This window comes from Frankia sp. CgKIO3, assembly GCF_977946435.1.
On record NZ_CDWTMO010000063.1, the window covers coordinates 1 to 20447 of the forward strand.

Consider the following 20447-nt stretch of genomic DNA (forward strand, 5'->3'; position numbering starts at 1 on the left):
TTTCAATGCAAATCCCTACGGCCGCACGTGGGCGGTCGTGGCCGAGGTACTGGGCGCGGTGACGCTCTCGGCCATCTTCACCATCGGCATGCGCCTATCCCGCCCAGCACCACCGACCGATCCGGCGCACCCGGCCCCGGCTGCGATCATAGAGTCTGATACTTAAAGTAAATCTGCCATTACTCCGCAGCCCTCGGGGATCAGGTACAAGAGCAAGAATCGGCCATTCTCGGCCCAAGGCGCTCTGCGCGGCATGGTCGGCATGCGACGATCCGGTGGCGGACAGGTGCCCTGGAGCTTGCCCCACGCAAGGCCCGATATCAGCGTCCCACGGATCGAGGAGTCGCCGCGAATGTCCGATACCCGGTCGCGGCTGGGATGGCATCCCACCGCCATCGCCGTCCTAGTGATCCTGACCACCATCGTCCTCGCCTTCATCGGCCAGGTCCTCGGCAAAGGCGGCCGTGGCCAGACTCTCGTGAACACGCCCTCAACGCGGTCGGCGGCACCGACACAGATGCCGCTCGATCCCCCGATGAAGAAGAGGCTGCGTTCGACCACGTGCACGACCGTGCGGATCATCGCCGGCCAGCCCCGCACCTCCTACTCGCAGTACGCGAGCACACTCGCGAAGCTCATCAATGATCCGGCGCTGAACGGCGGCAACGGGTGGCGCTCCTCTCCCGATTCGGACACGAACGGGACGTCCCAGAACCTCAAGAATCTCGGAGTTCCGGAGAACCAGCACTGCACTCTCGCGCTGGCCCAGCTCAATGTGGTGGTGGACGCTCAAAACGGCCGAGGCGACTTCACCGACGAGGCCGTCGAGGGCCTACGCCTCGTCGGCCAGATCTACTACGACGTTCTCCAGCTCATCGTCCCGACCAACTCCAGCATTCATAGCGCGGACGATCTGTGCGGCAAGACGGTCGAAAGCGGAGTGCTCGACTCGGGCACCCACCAGATCGCCTCCGTGCTGTTCCGTCAGATCACCCGGGTAAAAGGAGCGGGCTGCGTCATCCGTCCGGTGACCGGGAACCGGATAGCCGAGGCTCTCCAGAAACTTCATCCCACCGGTGCGGATCACGCCGACGCGGTCCTGTGGGCGGCGGGCGCTCCCACGATGGCGGTCCAGGAATACAACGACAGCTACCAGAAGATCAGATTCGTGCCACTCGACGACTGGCAATCGGCGATCCAGCGGGACTGGTACTCCCAGTACCTCGATGTCGGAGCCAACGTCTTCACAAGGGCCGCTATCGAGCCGGGTGACTACAACATCATCCCGTCCCAGCCGACACAGACCCTCGCAGTGCCGAACGGCATCGTCGCCAGCAAGTACGCCGACGCCGCGCTCGTCGAGTTCGCCGCCCGGATGATGGGTGAACACTCCGCCGAGTTCAAGGCCACCCTGTGGACCACCCATCAGGCGCAGGCGCGCCGCCTCGATTTCGCGACTCCCGGCTCCTTCATCGCGACCAACATCTGCCGGTACGTCCCGCTACATCCGGTAGCGGAGAGATACTATACACATGTGCTCGGTTATCCGACGGGATGCCCGGCCCCGACCCCCTGACCTCCGGTTCACTTGTTGACCCATCAAGAGGGTGGCCCGTAGCGTCGATCCAGGCAAGCGCCAGGCAACGGGTAGGCGACACGGGCAGGGCAACGGTCGATCCGCCGTCATTGTGATGATTGTGACGTGTGATGGTTGTGACGAGGGAGAGCCCATGGAGAACGCAGTCATCGTCGATGGGGTACGCACGGCGTCGGGACGGGGCAAGCCGGGTGGGGCGCTGTCCGAAACCCATCCGGTGGAGCTGCTGGCCACCGTGCTGAAGGCACTGATCGCCCGCAACGACCTTGATCCGGCGCTGGTTGACGACGTCATCGCCGGGTGTGTCGACCAGGCCGGCGAGCAGGCCGTCAACATCGGGCGCACCGCGGTGCTGGCGGCCGGGTTCCCCGAGTCGGTGCCGGCCACCACGATCGACCGCCAGTGCGGGTCGAGCCAGCAGGCCGCCCATTTCGTCGCGCAGGGGGTGCTCGCCGGCGCCTACGACATCGTCATCGCCGCCGGGGTGGAGTCGATGAGCCGGGTGCCGATGGGCTCCACCACCCTCGGCAAGGACCCCAACGGCCCGAGCCTGCACGCCCGCTACCCGGAGGGCCTGGCCCACCAGGGCATCGGCGCGGAGCTCGTCAGCGCTCGATGGAAGATCAACCGGGAGGACCTGGACATCTTCTCCGCGCGGTCGCACCAGCTCGCGGCGGCCTCCGCCGCGGCGGGGGACTTCACCGGGGAGATCGTCCCGGTCGAGATCACCCTTCCGGACGGCACGACAGCCCAGCACACCGTGGACGAGACGGTCCGAGCGACCACGACCGTTGAGACGCTGGCGAAGCTCAAGCCGTCCTTCTACACCGAGGCGTACGCTGCCCGCTTCCCGGAAATCACCTGGAACATCACCCCGGGTAACTCCTCCCCGCTGACCGACGGCGCCTCGGCCGTCCTGATCATGAGCGAGACCAGGGCGAACGAGCTCGGCCTGCGGCCACGGGCCCGGTTCCACACGTTCGCGCTCGCCGGGGATGACCCGTTGCTCATGCTGACCGCGCCGATCCCGGCGACCCGCAAGGCGCTCAAGCGCGCCGGTCTGAGCATCGACGACATCGACACCTTCGAGGTCAACGAGGCGTTCGCGCCCGTGCCGCTCATGTGGGCCCGGGACACCGGTGCCGACCCGGCGAAGCTCAACCCGCGCGGGGGCGCCATCGCGCTGGGCCACCCACTGGGTGGATCGGGCACCCGCCTGCTCACCACGATGCTCAACTACCTGGAGGCCACCGGCGGCCGTTACGGCCTGCAGACGATGTGCGAGGGCGGCGGCCTGGCCAACGCCACCATCATCGAACGGCTCTGACCTCCACCGGCCGATCCACCGGCATCGCCCTGGGCACCGTGGGAGCCGGCCCGGTCACGCCGTGAACGCGGCCACGGTGAGCTGCCGCACGGCGGGATCCCGGCATGCCCGCGTGTCCGGGCCGGTCAGCCGCAGCGCCTCGGTGTTCCCCGGCGGGTACACGCGCAGCACGGCGACCGGCGCGGTCCCCGAGGGAGGTGTGCAGCCTTCCGCCACGCCGAGATGCAGGATGCGCAGGACCGCCGTCGCGGCGCCCCCGGGCACGAGCCGCACCGGCGCGCCCACCGGCCCCGTGTGCTCCGCCGCCGCGCCCACCTGCCGGCCGGCCGCGTCCACGAACGACACGCCAGGGAATCCGCGTACCACGCAGGGGCTGTGACCGATGTTGGTCAGGACCAGCCGTTCGTAGTCGCTGCCCGCGGTTCCCTGGCGGTCGATGCTGCTCAGAGCGAGTTGAGCGGTCCGGCACCGGGCCGCCACCGGCGTCGCCGGAGCCGCCACCGCGGTGCCCCCGCCGCCGCCCGGGCCCGGGCCGCATCCGGCGACGAGGATCGCCGTCGCGGCCAGGGCGAGTACCACCGGAAAAACCCTCCCATGAGACCTGTGCATGACGACCTCCTCGTCGCGCGGCGAGCCGGCGAGCCGGCAAGCCACCCGGTAATGTCACCCAATCCCTTCCCGCTGCTACCTTCCGTGACACCGTCGGGGATCCGTCATATCGGGCTCCAGGGCTCTTGTTCTCATCGGCGCGTCCGGTTCCTCACCATCGCGTCCGGCCCACGCCCGCCGATCGACCGTTCTCCAGTACCGGGCCGGCCGGGCCACGACACCGGACCGGCTGGCCGGCCGGCCCACACAGTGATCTTCTACTGAGGCCCACTCAGGGTCTGGACCGTGCGCCGACCAGAGGTCATCGTGAAACGAACGGGCTATGAAGCGCGTTGTTGCCGCGTGACGGGGTAGGCCCGCGGGCCGGGTCGCCCCGCACCGACCGGAAGGGATCATGAAAGTCTCCGAAGATGCCGGGTGTAGTTCCGGCCGACCCACGCGCGAGGAAGCGCCCGCGGGGGTCGACCGATGATCGAGGCGCTTCTGTTGGTACTCAGCCTGGTGCTCGTGGCCGCCTGCGGCGTTTTCGTCGCGGCCGAGTTCGCTTTCGTCACGGTGGACCGGCCCTCGGTGGAGCGGGCCGCCGAGCGCGATGATCGGGGCGCCCGCGGGGTACTCACCGCACTGCGCGGTCTGTCCACCCAGCTGTCCGGCGCCCAGCTCGGGATCACCATCACCAACCTGGCGATCGGTTTTCTGGCGGAGCCCGCCATCGCAGGGCTGCTCGAGGGGCCGATCACCTCGCTCGGCGCCCCGGACGGGCTCGCCCGGGCGGCGTCGGTGGCGATCGCCCTGGTCCTCGCGACGGGCCTGACGATGGTGTACGGCGAGCTGATCCCGAAGAACCTGGCGATCGCCCATCCCCTCGGCACCGCGTTGGCGGTGCAGGCTCCCCAGCGTGCCTTCACGAAGGCCACCGGCCCGCTGATCCGCTCGCTGAACACCACGGCGAACGCGCTGCTGCACCGCCTCGGCATCTCGCCACGCGAGGAGCTGGCCTCGGCCCGTTCGGCTCAGGAGCTGTTCTCCCTCGTCGGGCGGTCTGCCGAGCACGGCACCCTCTCCCACGAGACGGCGACGCTGGTGCAGCGCTCCCTGCTGTTCGGTGACCGGACCGCCGAGGACGTCATGACACCCCGGATGCGCATGCGCACCGTCCATGCCGACGAACCGGTCAGTGAGGTTATCACCCTCACCCGGCGCACCGGGCACTCCCGCTTCCCGGTACTCGGCACGGACAGCGACGACGTCGTGGGCCTCATCCATGTGAAGAACGCGGTCGCCGTCCCCGAGGACGCCCGGGACGATACCCCGGTACGCGACGTGATGGTCCCGCCGGTGACCGTGCCCTCGACGATCCTGCTCGACCCCTTGCTGGAGACACTGCGTGCCGGCGGCATGCAGATGGCGATCGTGGTCGACGAGTTCGGCGGCACCGACGGACTGGTCACCGCCGAGGACCTCATCGAGGAGATCGTCGGCGACGTTGTCGACGAACACGATCGGGTCAGCCCGCGCGCCCTGCGCCGACGGGACGGCAGCTGGCTGCTCTCCGGCCTGCTGCGCCCGGAGGAGGCCCGCAACGTCACGGGGATCGACATCCCCGCGGACGACACCTACCAGACCCTGGGCGGTCTGATGGCCCGGGCACTGGGACGCATCCCCGGGGCGGGCGACACGGCGGCCGTGGAGGGCGTGCGGTACACCGTCGAGCGGATGGACGGCCGGCGGGTCGATCGGATCCGCCTGGATCCGATCGCGCCGACGGGCGCCACGCCGGAGAGGGCTACGGACCCGCCGGTCGCGGACCCCGCGGATCGCCGACCCGGCACAGGCCCGGCAGGCCCGGCCGCTGAGGAGGCCGAGGAGGCTGAGGATGCCGAGACCGCCTCGGTCGGAAGGGCGGGGTGGGGATGACCGACCTGCTGGCGATCGTCGCCACCGTCGTCCTGCTGGCGCTGAACGCGCTGTTCGTCGGAGCCGAGTTCGCGCTGATCTCGGCCCGGCGGTCGAGCTTGGAGCCGATGGCCGAGGCGGGCTCGCGGCTGGCGAAGATCACCCTTGGGGCGATGGAGAACGTCTCGCTGATGCTCGCCGGGGCGCAGCTCGGCATCACCGTCTGCACCCTGGGCCTCGGCGCTCTCGGGGAACCGGCGGTCGCGCATCTGCTCCGCGGACCGTTCGAGGCGGCCGGGATGCCCTCCGCCCTGCTGCACCCGGTGGCCTTCGCCATCGCGCTGGGCCTGGTGACCTTCCTGCACGTGGTCGTCGGCGAGATGGTCCCGAAGAACATCGCGCTGGCGATGCCGGAGCGTGCGGTCCTGCTGCTCGCCCCACTCCTGGTCGGAGTCGTCCGCTGCGGCAAACCGGTCATCGCGCTGCTCAACACGATCGCGGCCGTGTCGTTGCGGCTCGTCGGCGTCGAACCGAAGGACGAGATCGCGAGCGTCTTCACCCGCGACGAGGTCGCCGGACTCATCGAGGAGTCGCATCGGGAGGGTCTGCTCGCCGAGGATGAACACGACCTGCTGACCGGGGCGCTGTCGTTCGAGGAACGCACCGCGCGTGCCGTCCTGCTCCCGCCGGACGGGCTGGTCACCGTGTCCCCGGCGGTCACTCCCCGGCAGGTCGAACAGCTCGCCGCGCGCACCGGATTCACCCGCTTCCCGGTGCGGGACCCCGAGGGCGGACTGATCGGCTACCTGCACCTCAAGGACGTGCTGGAGACCCGGCCGGAGCGGCGGTCCAGCCCGGTCGCGGCCAAGTGGACCCGGCCGCTAGCCCGAGTCGGCGCCGACGACAACCTGCGGACGGCGCTGGCGACGATGCAGCACTCCGGCGCGCATCTGGCCAGGGTCACCGACGCCGACGGTACGGTCCTCGGGCTCGTCGCGCTGGAGGACATCCTGGAGGAGCTGGTCGGGGAGATCCGCGACGACGCCGTTCGCACGGTCGTGATCCCCACCCACCAGCCCGCCTGAACCGTCCGGTCCCGTATCTCCCGGTTACCTTGCCTATCCAGAGGCTTCGGTGTCCGATTTATCCCTCTGGATAGGCAAGGTGGGGATCAGCGGCGGGGTTCCCGGGCGACGATGACCGCCATCGACCGCGCCCACCAGTAGCTGCAGTCCGCCGGCGGCTGCAGGCCGTCGACGACACGCACGCTGAAGGTGCGGAAGTGGCGGAGCAGGGCCCGCTGATGCCGCCGGGACACCGAGTCGATCTCGTTCGAGTAGTAGGTGAACGAACCGCCGTCGGCCAGGTGGTCGGCGGCGTGCGCGAAGAAGTGCTCGGCGAAGGTGGGGCTGCGCACGAAATACTCGTCGACCTCGGTCTCGTCGAGGGGATAGGTGTCAAAGAGAATGCCGTCAAACCGGCCGAGGCCGGGTATGGCCTCCTGCCAACGCTCGGTGATGATCTCCACTCCGCGGCGCCCCGCGGGGCGGGCCCACTGCTCGGCGACGCGCACCGTGGCCGGGTTCGCCTCGATGATCGTGTGCCGGGCCGGGCCGATCTCCTGGACGAACCCGGCGGACAGGCCCAGGCCGAACCCGACCTCGAGGACGGTACCGCCCGGCTGGGTCACCTCGGCGGCCAGCGCCCGCATCAACGGCGCCTCCCAGGTCTGCATCACCTCCTGGCCGGAGACGAGCAGCGTGCCCTCGACCACCGCGGGGACCGCCGCGTCGATGGCTGTGTCGATCGTCGGACGAGGCGCCCCGGCCACCATCGTGCCGGCCGTCTCGTCCAGCGCGCTGAGATCGGCGACGAACTCGTCGAGGGCCCGGTCGAGCAGCAACCGCCGTGGCTCCTCGGAGACCGGGGCGAGCAGGGACCGCGAGGTCGGGGTCAGTGTCACGTCGAACTTTGCCGCGCGGCGGAGCACAGGGCCTCCCAGATCATGCATCTTTGCCGGTATTGCGCTATATTCCGTCCATACTGGTTCTGTCCATACTGCGATCTTCTATCCTTTACTGCGATACTTTGCCTGTGCGCCCGCGCCGGTCCAGGCATCCGCCGTATCTGAGAAGGTCGCCGGTCTCGGCGTACCTTGGGAGCGGGGCAGGGCGTGCGTGGCCGTTGTCCCACTACGGGAGTGGGACACGGTGACGGGGGCGACGCCGTGCGCCCGCTCCAGCTGACCGATCCGCGGCGGCTCGGGGTCTACCAGGTGATCGGCCGGCTCGGGCAGGGCGGCATGGGCACCGTCTTCCTCGGCCGGACACCCGACGGAAGCGCCGTCGCGATCAAGATGATCAGGCCGGAGCTCGCGCAACGGCCCGAATTCCGCGCCCGGTTCGCCCGCGAGGCCGAGAGTGCCCGCCGGGTTCGGCGGTCCACCACGGCCGCCGTGCTGGACGCAGATCCATACGGGCCCCAGCCCTATCTCGTGACCGAGTTCGTCGAGGGTCCGACGCTGTCGAGGCGCGTCTCCGTGCGGGGGCCGCTGCGGCCCGCCGATCTCGAACAGCTCGCAGTCAGCGTGACGACCGCCCTGAGCGCCATCCACGCGGCCGGGATCGTGCACCGCGACCTCACCCCCGGCAACGTCCTGCTGTCCCCGGTCGGCCCCAAGGTGATCGACTTCGGTCTGGCCCGCGAGCTCAACGCGGACACCGACCTAAGCCACAACGTCCGGCATGCCATCGGTACGCCCGGTTACATGTCCCAGGAGCAGATCCTCGACGCACCGATCACCTCGGCGGTCGACGTCTTCGCCTGGGGCGCCGTCATGATCTTCGCCGCCACCGGGCACGCGCCGTTCGGCACCGGTCGCATCGACGCCATTCTTTACCGCATCGTCAACGAGCCACCGCGGCTCGACGGAGTTGGCGGCGAGCTGCGCAACCTCGTCGAGATCGCGATGGCGAAGGACCCGGCGGCCCGGCCGAGCGCGGAGGAGCTGCGGACAGCGCTGATCGGCGGGGGTAGCCTCCCCGCGCGCCCGGAGCCCGGCACCAGACCGCCCGGACCGCCCGGCACCGCGCAGCCCATCGGACGTGCCCGCCGCTGGGCCCGGCGCCGGCCATCAGGCGCCAAGGGGCCGGCGCCCAGGCCCGGAGCCGCCCGGCAGCACGGGCGGCACGGGCAGCACCGCCGCGAACGTGGCGGACATGCCCGTCACCCAGCTGTCCCCGCCGCCTGTCGCCTCGCCGCCGCCGATTCCAGCCCGGACCCCGCCGCCGATACCGGCCCGGACCCCGCCGCCGCGTGGACAGCCCGGGTCGGTACCCCCGCGTCCAGCAGGAACCCCGCACCCGCCGGCACTCAGTCCATCACCGGCCCCGTCGCCACCGGCCCCGTCCAGGCGGCGGCGGTCGCGGACGGCACTGCTCGTCACCGGACTCGTCACCGGACTCGCCATCGCGATCGCCGCCGCGGCAGTGATGATCATTGTGCCGCGCGGCGGTGGCCCGTCGCCGGTTTCGGCGGCCGACCGCGCGTCCATCTCGTCACGCCTGGCCGCGGACACGGCGGCCCAGCGGGCCCGGCAACCGGGCCTGGCCTCCCGGCTGAGCCTCGCGGCCTACCGGATCGCCCCGACGGAGGCCGCGTGCGCGGCCGTCCTCGCGTCCTTCGCCCAGTCCACCGCCGCGCGGATCCCCGCCGGTCCCGCGGCCTTCTCCGACATCGTGCTCAGCCCGGACAGCACGACCCTCGCCGGCACCGACGACACCGGCCGCCTCCACCGCTGGAAGGTCGACGCTGCCGGCCGACCCACCGCCACCGCCGGGGGTTCCGCGAACGACCATGCGCACGGCGTCGTGTTCGACCGCTCGGGCACCCGACTCGCGACGGGTGGGGAGACCGACGCCGGCCGGCTCTGGGACATCGCCGATCCGGCGCGCCCCCGGCCGCTCAGCACGCTCGACCCCCAGGCCACGCCGGTCCATCGGCTCGCGTTGTCGAGCAGCGCGCATCTGCTCGTCACCGCCGGCGAGGACTGGTCGGTGGGGCTGTGGGACGTCGCCGATCCGGGGCGGCCCGTCTCGATACAGCTGCTGATCGGCCGCGCGGGGCCGGTGACGGACGTGGCGCTGCGGCCGGACGGCGCCGTCCTCGCCATCGCCGGCGCCAGCGGCACCGTGCAGCTGTGGAACGTCCGCGGCCCCCGCAGACCCGTCCAGATGGTCTCTGGTGCCCGGCCACACCGGCGCGGTGAACACCGTCGCGTTCAGCCCGGACGGACGGCGGCTGGCCACCGGCGGCGACGACCGGATCCTGCAGGTCTCCAACGTCGGCGATCCCGACCATCCGCGGGTCCTGCGCCGGCTGTCCGGCCACACCGCCCCCGTCGCCGCCGTCGCCTTCACTACCGACGATCATCTGGTGAGTGCGGACGGCGGTGGCGCGGTCGCCTACTGGGACCTCTCCGCCCCCACACCCGCGATGACCCCCCTGGGCATCCTGGACGCACCCGCCCGGGCGGTGGCCGGGACCGGCACCGAGACCGGCACCAAGACCGTCGCGCTGACCACCGACAAGGGGTCGGTCCTCCTCAGGACGCTCGACCCGGCCAGGCTGCGCCGGCTGGCCTGCGCCAAGCCGGGCGCGGCCCTGAGCCCGGCCGAATGGAGCCGGCTCATTCCTCGCCTCCCCTACACCGACTCCTGCTCCGGTTAAGGCCCGCTCCCCGGCTCCGCCGAACGCACCCCTACCAGAGAAACGCACTCCCAGCAGGGCGCTCGCCCGAACTAATGTTCGGGCGAGTCGAACGTCTGTCGATGGCAGCGTACGGCACGTGACAGGGCCGAGCTGCTCCCCGAGCTAGCCAAGTCCCTCACCGCCGTCGGCGTTGACTCCCGCATAACAGCGGCCCCGTATCACCCCCTTGGGGAGGATCGCGGATCGGTGTGTCGACCCCCGTCGCCCGATCGGCACGATCGGCACCGTCATCAGACAGTCGACGACCGCGCGACAACGCGACAGGTCTAGCGCCATCCGCGTCTGCCCAACCTGTCCGCCGAGCCCCACGAGACCGGCTGGCTAGGCCGGCATGGGTCCCACGCCGGTCGTCAGGCTCTCGAGCTTGGCGACGTTCTCCCCGACCGTGTCGTCGTTGCGGGGGATGTAGTGCGCGTCGAAGGCGATCTTCCGGCCGTTTTCCAGGTAGTAGCGCAGGAAGGCGGCGGTCGCCGGCCGGCGCAGGGCGTCCGTGCGGGCGTAGACGAACAGCGGCTTGCACAGCGGCAGGTAGACGCCGGTGCCGACCGGCACGGCGTTCGGCGCCACGCACCCGTCACCATTGTTGATTTCGACGCCGCGCAGCTTGGTGCCGAAGGTCTCGTAGGTGGGGAAGTCGAGGTAGCCGATGGCCGAGCGGTCGGCGGCCACGTCGTTGGCGACCCCGCTGAGATCGGCCTGCCGGTAGTCGCGGGACCGGTCGCTGGCGTTACTGATCGTGGCGTTGAACACCTGCGCCTGCACGGAGCCGCGCGGCGGCCCGACAAACGTGATCGGCTCGTCCGGGAAGGACGGGTCGATCTGACTCCACCGGATGACGGCGGAACCGGCCCCCCACACCTGCTTGACTTGCCGCAGGGTCAGACAGTGCAGCCAGGTGTTCTGCGGGTTGACCACGATCGGCAGGGTGTGGTGCGCCACCTCGAACCCGACGACCTTCTTCTCGCAGTCGGGGTTCTTGACGAATCCGGGATTGAGTTCGAACGAGGCGCCGGCGATGTCGGCCTTGCCGCTGCACAGCGCGGCGAAACCGTCCTCGGTCGTCGTGGGCTTGATGCTGACGGTGACGTTGCGTTGCACCTGACGGAACTCGTTGTAGGCGGTCTCGGTAATCGGGGCGACCTCCGAGGATCCCGCCACCCGGACGAGGTTCACGGCGGAGGCGGGTGGCCCGGTCGGGCCGGTGGCGGATGGGGCCGGCGACGCGGTGACCACCGGGGCGGCCACCGCGTCCGCCCCGGAGTCCGCCCCGGAGTCACGGCCGGTCAGCACCACGGCGAAGGTCGCCCCGAGGGCCAAGAAGAGGACCACGACAATGGCGGCGACGACCGTGGCCCGCCGGGACCCGAAGATTCCCCGGCTGTCCCCGGCGGAGGCACCGTGCGGGCCGCCCGCACCGCCCGTCGAGAGGTCCGAGGGCAGGTCGAGCTTCCCCGGCGGCCCGAGCAGAACGTGGTCCCGATCGGCGCCCACCGGCATGAGGCCGGGCGGGATCCGGTGACCGGGCGTGTCGGACGGGCCCGGGCCGTCGGCGGCGATCCCCGGCGGTGGGGGATCCGCCGCGCCACCCGAGGAGATCACCGTGTCGTCCCCGGCGCCCGAGCCGTGCAGCGCGGAGCCGTCCGGGCCGCTGAGCACCGTCGCCGCGACCGTCACGCCGTCCGCCTCCGGCACGCCTCGGACCCCGGCCGGACCCACTGTGCCCGCGAACCCCCTCGGCCCGGACAGCCCCCCGGCCCGGACAGGAAGGGCGGCCGCGAGACCAGGTCCGCGGCGTCCGGCGGCCGGATCACCGCGGTGACGTCGGAGGGCTCCTGGGCGGAAGGTTCCTCGGCGTCACCGGCATCGCCCGACGCGCCGGAACCGCCGGCGGCCACCGCCCCGACGGCTCCGAAGGCTCCGGGCACACCCGGAACACCGACCGCGCCGAGAACACCCGGAACACCGGGTGCACTCCCGGCACCGACGGCGCCGAACCGGTCAGCGAGGTCGGCGGCGAGCAGCGCCGCGCCCATCGCCACATCCGCGTCCGAACCGTGGTCGATCCGGCCGATCCCGCTGAAGGTCTCCCGCAGCCGGCGGGCCACCAACGGAAGGTGGGAGATCCCGCCGGACAACAGGATCCGGGACAGCTCGGCGGAGGTCACCGGCACCGAGCGGAGCGCCCGGCGGAAGGTCATGATCGTGTCATCGACGATCGGGCCGATGAGGGTCTCCAGCTCCGCCCGGCTCAGCGTGACGAAGGTATCGACTCCGGGAAGGGAGACCGGAACGTCGACCTCGTCCTCACCGGAAAGGATCTCCTTCGCCTGCGCGCACTCCCGCCGCAGCCTGCCGAGCGCGGTCCGGATCATCGGGTCGGAACGGTCAAGCGCCGCACGCTCGACACTCGCGCCGGTCAGCACCCGGTCGACCAGGAGCTCGTCGAGCTCGAGGCCGGCGCCGTGGCGCAGACCCGCGGCTAAGCCGAGCAGCTGGAACCCGAACGGCGAGAAGGACAGGATCCCCGTGTCGAGGAAGCCGGCGCCGAAGTCGTACCATCCGAGTTCCGTAATGCCGGTACTCGGTCGCGAGTGGTCCCGGCGGCCTACCGTGCATTCGTGCGACAATTGCCTCGCCAGTTGCCTCATCTGCTGACCGAAAAGCTGCCGGAACCACCCCCGCTCCTGCGGCGCGGCCCCTGCGCGAAAACGTATTCCCCAGTCGGCTGCACGATCCACGGATGGCGGCTCTCCTCGGCCTCTGGCTCGGGATCGCCTTCGGAACATGCTTTCTGACCGGGCTGGTGTCGCATTTCATGCAGCATCCGCCGTCCTGGCTGGAATGGCCTTCCCGACCCGTCTGGCTGTACCGGGTGACCCAGGGCCTGCACGTGACCACCGGACTCGCGAGCGTCCCACTGCTGCTGGCGAAGCTGTGGACGGTGTATCCGCTGTTGTGGGAATGGCCCCCGATCTGTTCCGTCGCCCATGCGGTGGAGCGGATAACGATCGTGCCGTTGATCGCAGGGGCGATCTTCCAGCTCAGCACGGGCATCGCGAACATCGCGCAGTGGTACCGGTTCCACTTCTTCTTCACCGTGACCCATTACTGGGTCGCCTGGATCACAATCGGCGCGCTGGTCCTCCACATCGTCGCGAAGCTCACCGTCGTCCAGGCGAACGTGGGCCGTCGCCGCCATGAGCGCGCGCCCCTGAACGGCGCCGCCACCACCATGACCGGCGCCGCCCCGGGGACGGGCAGTCTGACGCGGCGCGGCCTCGGCCTCGCGACGGGGACCGCCGCCGGGGTAATCGTGGCGACGACCGCTGGCCAGTCGGTCCCGGGCCTGGCCCGGCTGGACCTGCTCGCGCCGCGGCGGCCCGACATCGGCCCGCAGGGGCTCCCGGTGAACCGCACGGCGCGAGCCGCGCGGGTCACCTCCCTCGCCCGTGACCCCGGGTACCGGCTGGAGGTGGTCGGTCCGCGCCGGATGGTGTACACCATCGAGGAGCTGTACGCGCTGCGTCGGTACAGCTCGAAGCTGCCGATCACCTGCGTCGAGGGATGGGCCGCGGACGCCACCTGGCACGGGCCGCGGCTGCGGGATCTGCTGGACGCCGCCATGATCCCCGCCGACGCGACGGTCCGGGTCGAGTCCCTCGAGGCCCGCGGGGGCTACCGGGCAAGCGACGTCAGCCCCTCGCACGCCCGGGACTCGTTGACCCTGCTCGCGACCGGGGTGAACGGCGCCGGCCTCGACCTCGACCACGGTTATCCGGCCCGGCTCATCGCGCCGAACCGGCCCGGGGTCCTCCAGACGAAATGGGTACATCGGGTGGTGATGGTATGAACGCCGTCGTACTGCGCGGTGTCGCGGTGGCGGCCGGGCTGGCCGCAATCGGTTACGGAGTCGACGGCGTGCTCACCCACCAGCAGGCCACCCGGCCGCCGAACACCGTGGTCTGGCTGATCGGCGGGGTCCTGGTCCATGACGCGTTGCTCGTGCCCGCGACGATGCTCGTCGGCTTCCTGCTCACCCGGTTGGTCCCACCGCCCTACCGGTCCGTCGCACAGGGCGCACTGCTGGTGAGTGCGGCGGTCGCCCTGTCGTCGCTCCCGCTGTGGCGTGGCTACGGTGGGGACCCTGGGAACCCGACGGTGAACCCGCTGCCGTACGGACGCAACCTCGCGCTCGTTCTCGGAGTGGTCTGGGCCGGCGCGGCGGCCCTTATGGTGAGTCGGGCGGTCCGCGCCCGGCGGGGAATCATCCGGTCGGGAGACGCCGGCGCAGCGCGGCGAAGTGCCGGCCGGCGCTGCACCAGGTCCGGGTGATTAGCAGTCCGGCGTCCGGCGCGAGGCCGGTCAGGTCGTCCCCGTCCACCAGGCACCAGGAGAAGGGCCGCGACACCCGGCCGGTCGCGGCCTCCAGCCGGACCCGCATCGGGCCGGTCTGGGTGCCCGGCGGTTCGAGTTCGATGAGCACCCGGCCGGAGGGGGCGAGGAGTTCCCCGGCCCGGCGCAACAACCGGATCGGGTCGCCGCCGATGCCGATGTTCCCGTCGGCGAGCAGCAGCGCGGCCCATCGTCCCTCGGCAGGTACCCGGCCGAACACGTCCCGCCGTAGCGCTGGCGCACCGGCCCGCCGGGTCAGGTGCACCGCGAACGGCGCGACGTCGATGCCGAGGGCCGGCACCCCGCGGGCCGCGAGCGCAGCCGCGAGCCGGCCGGGCCCGCAGCCGACGTCGAGGGTCGGGCCGCCGCAGTGACGCAACAACGACAGATCCCCCGGGGACAGCGCCCCGGTGGAGCAGGTGCGCGGGGTCGACGCCGCCGGGGGCAGAGTGCCACGCCAGCGGTTCACCGGCAGTGGGTCGCGTCGCCCGTCGGGACGGCGCATCCACAGCTGTCCACCGGCGGAACGCAGTCCCGCCTCGTAGACGGTCGTCGGTCCCCACCGGCCGTCGGGGACGCCGGTCAACACGCGGTGGCCCGGCCGGCGGCGATGCGATCCCCTTGCGTGGCGCGCAGCGCCGCGGCGAAGCGCCCACCGGGCACGAGCCGGGCGACCGCGTCGGCGTCGGCCATGGTGTCGACGTCACGCACCGTCGGCAGGGTTGTGACCGTCAGGCCGGCTTCGGACAGGCGGGCCCGTTGCCGTGCGCCGGTGTCCGGGCGCGAGGTCGGCACGCCACGGAAAAGATCGCCGTCGGGGGTGGTCAGGCCGCGTGCCCACCATCCCCCGTCCGCGGCGGGACCGAACACCGCGTCGGTCGCATGCAGCGCGTGGCAGGCGGAGGCGAGCAGGGCGGCGGTCACCTGGGGGGTGTCCATCCCGATGAGCAAGGTCGGCTCGCTGCCGGCGTCGAAGGCTGCGGCGAGCCTGACGTCGAACGGCCCCGACACCTGCGGCATCACTTCGATCGCGATTCGTCCGGCCGGGATTCGTCCGAACGAGGTCTCCAGCCACGGGCCGACCGCGCCGTCGAGGACGAGGACCGGGCACAGTGCGTCGAACCCGGGCAGGCGGGTCAGCTCCTCAACCGCGGCCAGCGTGTCCGCGAGCGCGGCCGCCGCGACGGCCGCCGCCTGGTCCGGGCGCAGGGGCGGCGTGAGGCGGGTCTTGACCCGACCGGGTACCGGCTCCTTCGCCATCACGAGCAGCCTCACCGGAGGCTCGCCAACAGGGCGGACATGTCCCGGGCCGTCCGGGCGGCGCCGAGCGGTGTCCCGGTCACCTTGGAGCGCCCGACCCGAGGGGTGTAGGCCACGTCGGTCTCGATGATCCGCCAACCGGCCTGGGCTGCCCGCAGCAGCAGTTCCAGCGGATAGCCGAACCGGCGGTCGGCCACGGGCAGTCGGAGCAGGTCCTCCCGGCGGGCCACCCGCATCGGGCCCAGATCATGGACGGGAACGCCGCGCCGGCGCAGCCGCCCGGCGACCACCGCGTTCCCGAATCGGGCGTGCGGCGGCCAGGCCCGCATCGAGGTCGGGCGACGGCGGCCAAGAACCAGATCGGCCCGGCCGGCCAGCAACTGCGCGACGAGACCGGGAAGCTCGGCGGGATCGAGGGAGGCGTCCGCGTCGCACACGCCGACCATGTCGGCGTCCGCGGCGAGCAGCCCGGCGTGCACGGCGGCGCCGTAGCCGCGCTCAGGCACGTCGACGACAACCGCCCCGCGTTCCAGCGTCACCTGGCGGGAACCGTCGCGCGATCCGTTGTCCGCGACGATCGGCCGGTAGCCGACGGGCATCCGATTCAACACCCAGGGTAGCGCCCCGGCCTCGTCCAGGCAGGGCAGGACGACGTCGACGGAGGCCCCGATCCCACTACGTTGCGTGAACATGATCGGGACTGTAGTGCCGCCCGCGCGTGATCAACCCTTACGGAACAAGGAATGCCCGGGTCCCGTCCGGCGGCTCGGCACGGACACGACGACAAGCATGACGAGCATGACGAGCATGACGAGCATGACGAAGCGGAGACATCCGAGCCGATCATGGTCAAGACGGCCGTCGCCTTACCTATCGTGGCCGGGTGGCCCGTGTGCTCATCGTCGACGACGACGCCCTCGTCTCCGAGGTCGTCGACCGCTACCTGCGCAACGCCGGCTTCGACGTCGACCGCACCGCGGACGGGCCCACGGCCCTGCGGGTGGCCGAGACGACCCCACCGGACCTCGTCGTCCTCGACCTGATGCTGCCCGGTCTCGATGGCATCGAGGTGTTCCGCCGGCTCCGGGCGCACCGACCGGTACCAGTGATCATGCTGACCGCACGTGCCGACGAGTCGGATCGCATCACCGGTCTGGAGATCGGCGCCGACGACTACGTGACCAAGCCGTTCTCGCCGCGGGAGCTGACCCTGCGCGTGCAGTCGGTGCTGCGGCGGGCGAACGAAGCGGCGCCGGGCGCGGAGGCCGGCGTCCTGCGGGCCGGCCCCCTCGTCGTCGACGCAGCCGCGCGGACCGCCACCCGGCACGGGGTGCCGCTCGGGCTGACGGTGCGCGAGTTCGATCTGCTGGCCTTCCTGCTGCGCCGGCCCGGCCGCGCCTTCACCCGGGGCGAGCTGCTCGAACAGGTGTGGGGATGGAGCTATGGCGACCCCTCGACGGTCACCGTGCACATCCGCCGACTGCGGGAGAAGATCGAGGATGATCCGACCGCTCCCCGGATGCTTGTCACAGTGTGGGGAGTCGGGTACCGCTACGATCCCGGCAGCCCGCGCCCCGACAGCACCCCGCGCCCCGACAGCACCCCCACCGGACAGGTGGCGGCACCGGACGAGGGACGACACCGAGGATGAGACCCGAGGCGGTGCGGCGGGACGACGACCTCACGGGCGGGCGGCGAGCGAGAGCGAGAGCGAGGCCCCAATGAACGCCGACCTGGAGGTCATGGGGATCGCGCTCGGCTGTTCGACAGCGGCCGCGCTCACCGGCCTGCCGTTGCTGCGGGCGCTCCGGAAGCGGCCGTTGTGGGCGACAGTCGCGTCACTGAGCGTAATACCGGTCGTCGCGGTGACGGCGGGGGTCGCCGGCACGGCGCAGGCAATGTTCCTCTCCGATCACGACCTGCGGGTCGTGCTCATCGTGGTCGCCGTGTCGGCGGTGGTGGCGTCGGCATCCGCGGTGCGCCTGGGTGGCCCGGTCGTGGCGGCGATCGGGACGCTGACCCGAGCGACGGCGGCCCTGGGCGAGCCGGGCTATCGCGGCGCCGGCCATGTTCCGACCGCCGAGCTCAGCGCGCTGGCGACGGCACTGGACGCGACCCATGTCCGCCTGGTCGAGGCGCGGGAACGGGAACGGGCCCTGGAGGCGAGCCGCCGCGAGCTGGTGGCCTGGATCAGTCATGACCTGAGAACCCCGCTCGCGGGAATCCGGGCGACGGCCGAGGCCCTGCAGGACGGCCTGGTCACGGACGCCGAGACGACGGCCCGCTACCACCGGCTGATGCTCGCCGACGCCGAGCGGCTGACCGGCATGGTCGACTACCTGTTCGAACTGGCCCGGCTGCAGGCCGGTGCGCTGCGGCTGAGCCTGGAGAAGGTGCGCGTCGCCGATGTCGTCTCGGACGCGATCGCCGCGGTGGACCCGATCGCGCGGGCCAAGGGAGTCGTCGTCAGCGGGCGGGCCGATCACGCCGGGTACGTCGACGCCGACGCGGCCGAGGTGGGGTGCGTGCTGACCAATCTCCTCGTCAACGCCATCAGGCACACCCCCGACGGCGGAACGGTGGAGATCACCGCTACCGCGGACGCCGACCGGGCGGTCTTCGCCGTGGCGGACCGGTGCGGCGGCATCCCGCAGGAGGAGCTGCCCCGCGTGTTCGACCTCGGATTCCGGGGCGAGTCGGCCCGGACCCCCGGCGGTGACGACCACCCGCACCAGCCACGGATGCGGTCGGGGATCGGCCTCGCGATCGTCTGCGGCATCGTCGAGGCGCACGGGGGCGACGTCACCGTGCACAACCATCGGGAGGGCTGCCGCTTCGTCGTCGCGCTCCCCACGTCCTGACGTCCGGACGCCGCCCGGGGTTACGACGGCGCCGACACAGGGGCCGGGCCGGAGACGTTCCGCGGTTCGTAAGATCCGGCGCGTCCCGGCACCGCTAGCGTCGGCGTCATGCGGGTTCTCGTCACCGGTGGCGCCGGTTTCATCGGTTCTCACGTTGTCGACGCGCTGGTCGCGGCGGGCGGCGAGGCCAGGATCCTCGACGCCCTGCTTCCGGCGGTGCACCGGACGAAGCCCCGGGTCAACAACGCCGCCGAGATGATCGTTGGGGACGTGACCGATCGGGGCCAGGTCGCCGAAGCACTGAGCGGGATCGACGTCGTATGCCACCAGGCCGCCATGGTGGGTCTGGGTGCCGATCTGGACGACCTTCCGGCGTATGCCACGAACAACGATCTCGGCACCGCGGTCCTGCTCGCGGCGATGGCCCGCGCCGGAGTGGGGCGACTGGTCCTGGCGAGCTCCATGGTGGTCTACGGCGAGGGTGGTTACCGCTGCCCGACGGACGGACCGGTGCGGCCCCGGACCACGGCAGGCCGCCGACCTGGACGCGGGCCGTTTCGAGCCGCCGTGCCCACGGTGCCACCGGCCGCTCTCGCCCATCGTGGTCCACGAGGACGCCCCCTTGGACCCCCGCAACGCGTATGCGGCGACCAAGGTCGCCCAGGAGCATCTCGCGGCGGCATGGGCGGCGGAAACCGGCGGGACCGTCGTGGCACTGCGTTACCACAACGTCTACGGTCCGCGGATGCCCCGGGACACCCCTTACGCCGGCGTCGCGTCGATCTTCCGCAGTGCGCTGGAACACGGGCGGGCCCCGCGGGTCTTCGAGGACGGCCGGCAGCTGAGGGATTTCGTGCACGTCCACGACGTTGCGCAGGCCAACCTGCTGGCATCCCAGCAGCCGCAGGCACCCGGCCGGCTGGTTCCCCTCAACATCGGCTCCGGTGATCCCCACACCGTCGGGGACATGGCGGACGCGCTGGCTCGTGCCTTCGGCGGTCCGAAGCCCGTCGTGACCGGTACCTCCCGGGTCGGCGACGTCCGCCACATCGCCGCGTCCTCGGCTCGAGCAGGCGATCTTCTCGGCTACCGGCCGCGGGTCGACTTCGCCGGGGGGATGCGGGCCTTCGCCCATGATCTGCTGCGAGACTAAGGTTCTCCCCGGATCCGCGATCCTCCCTGGCCCGCTCGGGGCAGACCCACGAAGGACTAATCCCCGTCGGCCACCTTCATGAGATCGAAGATGCATCCGCCGAACATGCTGCCCGTGAAAACTGCCCGTGAACGTGCAGGACTCGAACGTCATGTCAAAGAACGAGCACCGAATGAAGGTGCAGGTGGTGAAAGCAGTATCCGAATAGACTGATGTGCTAAACCGGACCTCCAGAAGGTGCGCTCAGTCAAATCCACCACACGAAGAAAACATGATCATAGCTCTGGCCAGACAGATCCCCGCCGTCGGGGCCCAGGGACCGGGTGGTCGCCCGCGTCCGCGGGGCCGGTTCGCCGTATTTCCGTTCGGCCAGGCGCCGCAGCCTTCCGGCCAGACACGATCTTCAGTGCCCACCTCACGGTTGCCCCCGAACTGGGCGCACCACTCGACGAGGTATCAATCGCCCACGAATTGTGTTGCATGCCACATGCCTCAATGCCATTTCCGCTAAGTTGATCAAGCTGCGGTCTGGGGTTTCATGGGGTTGGCGAGACTGATCGTGGGCGGGGCGTGGTGGCGGAT

At 71.2% G+C, this 20447-nt stretch carries 19 protein-coding genes and 3 pseudogenes; 13 read left to right on the forward strand and 9 right to left on the reverse strand.

The window, feature by feature from the left end; genetic code table 11:
- The first annotated feature begins 352 nt into the window (after positions 1 to 352).
- Together AC08OJ_RS09500 and AC08OJ_RS09505 are read left to right on the forward strand one after the other, a co-directional pair.
- Entirely contained in the window at positions 353 to 1576 is a 1224-nt protein-coding gene (locus AC08OJ_RS09500) for a TAXI family TRAP transporter solute-binding subunit (RefSeq protein WP_476595534.1), read from the forward strand.
- Between the two features lie 154 nt (positions 1577 to 1730).
- Positions 1731 to 2924, forward strand: a complete 1194-nt coding sequence (locus tag AC08OJ_RS09505) for a thiolase family protein (RefSeq protein ID WP_476592479.1) — start codon at positions 1731 to 1733, stop codon at positions 2922 to 2924.
- 54 nt (positions 2925 to 2978) lie between these two features.
- Here AC08OJ_RS09505 and AC08OJ_RS09510 read toward each other — a convergent pair whose 3' ends face one another.
- Complete coding sequence (locus tag AC08OJ_RS09510; RefSeq protein ID WP_462203248.1) at positions 2979 to 3503, reverse strand: DUF4232 domain-containing protein; 525 nt, start codon at positions 3501 to 3503, stop codon at positions 2979 to 2981.
- 498 nt (positions 3504 to 4001) lie between these two features.
- Between AC08OJ_RS09510 and AC08OJ_RS09515 the strand changes: the two genes are divergently transcribed.
- Both AC08OJ_RS09515 and AC08OJ_RS09520 read left to right on the forward strand, forming a co-directional pair.
- Positions 4002 to 5450, forward strand: coding sequence for a hemolysin family protein (locus AC08OJ_RS09515; RefSeq protein WP_476595535.1), 1449 nt, complete (start codon positions 4002 to 4004; stop codon positions 5448 to 5450).
- Positions 5447 to 6514, forward strand: a complete 1068-nt coding sequence (locus AC08OJ_RS09520; protein ID WP_462188263.1) for a hemolysin family protein — start codon at positions 5447 to 5449, stop codon at positions 6512 to 6514. The genes AC08OJ_RS09515 and AC08OJ_RS09520 overlap by 4 nt, the downstream gene beginning before the upstream one ends.
- A gap of 86 nt (positions 6515 to 6600) precedes the next feature.
- On the opposite strand, the gene AC08OJ_RS09525 is transcribed toward AC08OJ_RS09520, so the two are convergent.
- On the reverse strand, positions 6601 to 7419 hold the full coding sequence (locus tag AC08OJ_RS09525) for a class I SAM-dependent methyltransferase (RefSeq protein ID WP_476592477.1): 819 nt from the start codon (positions 7417 to 7419) through the stop codon (positions 6601 to 6603).
- Positions 7420 to 7731: 312 nt separating this feature from the next.
- Between AC08OJ_RS09525 and AC08OJ_RS09530 the strand changes: the two are divergent.
- Positions 7732 to 8388: pseudogene (locus AC08OJ_RS09530) on the forward strand (serine/threonine-protein kinase); the annotation flags it as partial.
- Positions 8389 to 8562: 174 nt separating this feature from the next.
- On the opposite strand, the gene AC08OJ_RS09535 reads toward AC08OJ_RS09530, so the two are convergent.
- On the reverse strand, positions 8563 to 8982 hold the full coding sequence (locus AC08OJ_RS09535; protein WP_476595542.1) for a hypothetical protein: 420 nt from the start codon (positions 8980 to 8982) through the stop codon (positions 8563 to 8565).
- Between the two features lie 78 nt (positions 8983 to 9060).
- Positions 9061 to 9465, reverse strand: coding sequence for a hypothetical protein (locus AC08OJ_RS09540; protein ID WP_476595543.1), 405 nt, complete (start codon positions 9463 to 9465; stop codon positions 9061 to 9063).
- On the opposite strand from AC08OJ_RS09540, the pseudogene AC08OJ_RS09545 reads away from it, so the two are divergent.
- Together AC08OJ_RS09545 and AC08OJ_RS09550 are read left to right on the forward strand one after the other, a co-directional pair.
- Positions 9437 to 9589: pseudogene (locus tag AC08OJ_RS09545) on the forward strand (hypothetical protein); the annotation flags it as partial. The gene AC08OJ_RS09540 and the pseudogene AC08OJ_RS09545 overlap by 29 nt on opposite strands.
- An 82-nt stretch (positions 9590 to 9671) precedes the next feature.
- On the forward strand, positions 9672 to 10157 hold the full coding sequence (locus tag AC08OJ_RS09550; RefSeq protein ID WP_476592476.1) for a WD40 repeat domain-containing protein: 486 nt from the start codon (positions 9672 to 9674) through the stop codon (positions 10155 to 10157).
- 363 nt (positions 10158 to 10520) lie between these two features.
- On the opposite strand, the gene AC08OJ_RS09555 is transcribed toward AC08OJ_RS09550, so the two are convergent.
- Positions 10521 to 11873, reverse strand: coding sequence for a substrate-binding domain-containing protein (locus AC08OJ_RS09555; RefSeq protein ID WP_476595536.1), 1353 nt, complete (start codon positions 11871 to 11873; stop codon positions 10521 to 10523).
- Entirely contained in the window at positions 11870 to 12847 is a 978-nt protein-coding gene (locus AC08OJ_RS09560) for an Hsp70 family protein (protein WP_476595537.1), read from the reverse strand. The genes AC08OJ_RS09555 and AC08OJ_RS09560 overlap by 4 nt, the downstream gene beginning before the upstream one ends.
- 92 nt (positions 12848 to 12939) lie before the next feature.
- Between AC08OJ_RS09560 and AC08OJ_RS09565 the strand changes: the two genes are divergently transcribed.
- Both AC08OJ_RS09565 and AC08OJ_RS09570 read left to right on the forward strand, forming a co-directional pair.
- On the forward strand, positions 12940 to 14049 hold the full coding sequence (locus tag AC08OJ_RS09565; protein WP_476595538.1) for a molybdopterin-dependent oxidoreductase: 1110 nt from the start codon (positions 12940 to 12942) through the stop codon (positions 14047 to 14049).
- Positions 14046 to 14531: a hypothetical protein gene (locus tag AC08OJ_RS09570; protein ID WP_462187437.1), complete on the forward strand. Its 486-nt coding sequence runs from the start codon at positions 14046 to 14048 to the stop codon at positions 14529 to 14531. The genes AC08OJ_RS09565 and AC08OJ_RS09570 overlap by 4 nt, the downstream gene beginning before the upstream one ends.
- On the opposite strand, the gene AC08OJ_RS09575 is transcribed toward AC08OJ_RS09570, so the two are convergent.
- Genes AC08OJ_RS09575 through AC08OJ_RS09585 form a run of 3 tightly spaced genes read right to left on the reverse strand, consistent with a single transcriptional unit; the run spans position 14464 to position 16543 of the window.
- Positions 14464 to 15180, reverse strand: coding sequence for a methyltransferase domain-containing protein (locus AC08OJ_RS09575; RefSeq protein ID WP_476592471.1), 717 nt, complete (start codon positions 15178 to 15180; stop codon positions 14464 to 14466). The two genes, AC08OJ_RS09570 and AC08OJ_RS09575, sit on opposite strands and share 68 nt — an antisense overlap.
- A complete protein-coding gene (locus AC08OJ_RS09580; protein WP_476592470.1) occupies positions 15174 to 15866 on the reverse strand; it encodes a TIGR04282 family arsenosugar biosynthesis glycosyltransferase in 693 nt (230 codons plus the stop codon). Before AC08OJ_RS09580 ends, AC08OJ_RS09575 begins: the two co-directional genes overlap by 7 nt.
- Positions 15863 to 16543: a glycosyltransferase family 2 protein gene (locus tag AC08OJ_RS09585; protein WP_476592469.1), complete on the reverse strand. Its 681-nt coding sequence runs from the start codon at positions 16541 to 16543 to the stop codon at positions 15863 to 15865. Before AC08OJ_RS09585 ends, AC08OJ_RS09580 begins: the two co-directional genes overlap by 4 nt.
- A 191-nt stretch (positions 16544 to 16734) precedes the next feature.
- On the opposite strand from AC08OJ_RS09585, the gene AC08OJ_RS09590 reads away from it, so the two are divergent.
- The 4 genes and pseudogenes from AC08OJ_RS09590 (at position 16735) to AC08OJ_RS09605 (ending at position 19865) form a co-directional block, all read left to right on the forward strand.
- Positions 16735 to 17502 (forward strand): response regulator, encoded by a 768-nt coding sequence (locus AC08OJ_RS09590; RefSeq protein WP_476595539.1) that lies wholly within the window; start codon positions 16735 to 16737, stop codon positions 17500 to 17502.
- A gap of 70 nt (positions 17503 to 17572) precedes the next feature.
- Positions 17573 to 18712, forward strand: a complete 1140-nt coding sequence (locus tag AC08OJ_RS09595; protein ID WP_476595540.1) for a sensor histidine kinase — start codon at positions 17573 to 17575, stop codon at positions 18710 to 18712.
- A gap of 108 nt (positions 18713 to 18820) precedes the next feature.
- A pseudogene (locus AC08OJ_RS09600) lies at positions 18821 to 19138 on the forward strand (NAD-dependent epimerase/dehydratase family protein); the annotation flags it as partial.
- 196 nt (positions 19139 to 19334) lie between these two features.
- Positions 19335 to 19865 carry an NAD-dependent epimerase/dehydratase family protein gene (locus AC08OJ_RS09605; RefSeq protein WP_476595541.1) on the forward strand — a complete coding sequence of 177 codons (531 nt, stop codon included), beginning with the start codon at positions 19335 to 19337 and terminating at the stop codon, positions 19863 to 19865.
- The last annotated feature ends 582 nt before the right edge of the window (positions 19866 to 20447 follow it).